This is a genomic window from Micromonospora wenchangensis (genome assembly GCF_002210435.1).
Classification (GTDB): domain Bacteria; phylum Actinomycetota; class Actinomycetes; order Mycobacteriales; family Micromonosporaceae; genus Micromonospora; species Micromonospora wenchangensis.
Genome location: NZ_MZMV01000143.1, coordinates 1 through 1,788, shown reverse-complemented (window position 1 = coordinate 1,788; position 1,788 = coordinate 1). Strand labels below are relative to the sequence as shown.

General features: G+C 77.6%; 3 protein-coding genes. All 3 read right to left on the bottom strand.

The window, feature by feature from the left end; all coding sequences use genetic code 11:
* Positions 1-785 (bottom strand): urease accessory protein UreD (locus B5D80_RS32625; RefSeq protein ID WP_088647760.1); only part of this gene is annotated, 785 nt, incomplete at its 3' end.
* Positions 785-1,522 carry an urease accessory protein UreG gene (gene ureG, locus B5D80_RS32620; protein ID WP_088647759.1) on the bottom strand — a complete coding sequence of 246 codons (738 nt, stop codon included), beginning with the start codon at positions 1,520-1,522 and terminating at the stop codon, positions 785-787. The genes ureG and B5D80_RS32625, both read right to left, overlap by 1 nt.
* A partial coding sequence (locus B5D80_RS32615; RefSeq protein WP_342747168.1) for an urease accessory UreF family protein occupies positions 1,512-1,788 on the bottom strand: 277 nt, incomplete at its 5' end. The genes B5D80_RS32615 and ureG, both read right to left, overlap by 11 nt.

Genomic DNA, 1,788 nt, shown 5'->3' with positions numbered 1-1,788 from the left:
GGCGGGGTGTGCGCGTCGACCGGGGCGGTGAGCAGGACGCGCAGGGTGTGCGCGTCGGCCGCGGTGGCGGTGAGCAGGGCCGCCGGGCCGCCCGCCAGCGGCAGCCAGGCCGCGGACGCCCCGGGGCCGGCGGGGAGCAGCCGGCCCCGGGGCTGGCCGCCGCCGGCGTCCACGGTGGCCGGTCCCGACGCGGCGGCGGGACCGACCACCAGCAGTGAACCGGTCGCCGTCGCCCCGCCCAGCACGGCCGGCCCGGCCCAGCCGGGTGCGGCCGGGCCGACCGCCAGGGACTGGCGCAGCAGCGGCCGGCCGGCGTGGTCGACCGAGGTGGCCACCACGACGTCGCCGGCGGGTTCGCCGTACCGGCCGCAGACCAGTTCCTCGCGCCAGAGCAGCCCGGCCCCCTCGGCGAGGGTCACCCGGGACTCGGCGACGTGGTCGCAGCCGGCCGCCGCGACGAGCTGCTCCGGCAACCAGTGCAGGGTGCCCCCGTCGTGCACCACCGCCTCGACCCGCATCCGGGAGACCGCCCCTGCCCGGCCGGGCAGGGCCACCGAGGCGGCGACGGTACGCACCCGCACCGTCGCCCCCGGCCCCACCTCGACGCTCAACCGCAGGTCGTCACCGGCCAGCGGACCGGCCGCGCCGCCGACGACGTACACCGTGGGGACGCCCTGTTCGGCGGCGGCCTGGCGCAGCAGCAGCGGTGACTCGCCGCGCAACTCGCGCAGCACGGTGCGGCCCCGGCCGTCGGCCACCGCCACCACCCGGGCGACCGCGCGCATCAGGCGACGGCCAGCCGGCCACGGTGGTGGGCCAGCTCGTGGCGGACCCAGTCGGCCACCCCGGTGGCCAGCGGGTCGCCCACGATGGACAGGAACACCGTCGGCAGGTCCCCCCGCCGGGCGCGGGCGTCGCGGTCCATCACCGACAGGTCGGCCCGGACCAGCGGGGCCAGGTCGGTCTTGTTGATGACCAGCAGGTCGGCGGCGGTCACCCCGGGCCCGCCCTTGCGGGGCACCTTGTCGCCACCGGCGACGTCGACCACGAAGATCTGCCTGTCGACCAGCCCCCGGCTGAAGGTGGCGGTGAGATTGTCCCCACCGCTCTCCACCAGCACCAGGTCCAGTGGCCCGACCCCGTCGACCAGCTCGTCGATGGCGTCGAGGTTCGCGCCGATGTCGTCGCGGATCGCGGTGTGCGGGCAGCAGCCGGTCTCCACGGCCCTGATCCGGGCCGGGTCGAGCACCCCGGCCCGACGCAGGAAGTCGGCGTCCTCGGTGGTGTAGATGTCGTTGGTGACCACGCCCAGGCGCAGCTCGTCGGCGAAGGCCCGGCACAGCGCCGCGACCAGCGCGGTCTTGCCCGACCCGACCGGCCCGCCGATGCCGACCCGCAGCGGGCGGGCGGTGGGCGGCAGCGGGGCGTGCGGGTCGACCCCCGGCTCGGGGTGGGTGTGCGGCACGGTCTCGTCGTGCGGGATCGACGCGTGCGGGGTCGGCGATACGGTTTCAGGACGCAAAGAGACGCACCTCCCAGGTGGTGTGGACTTCGGCGTGGATGTCGGTGAGCGGGGCGGCCGGGGCCGGCAACCACTCGGGCGGATCGTCGGCGGTGGCGACCGCGCGGGCCGCCGTGGCGTCGCAGTCGACTGACAACGCCGCCAGCACCGCGTGCACCCGGTACGGGTCGAGGCCGAGCAGCCGGACCGCGGCGCTGGCCGGGCCGGTCACCGACCCGTACGCCGCGATGGTCGCGACCGCCGCCGGGTCGAGGCCGGCGGCGGCG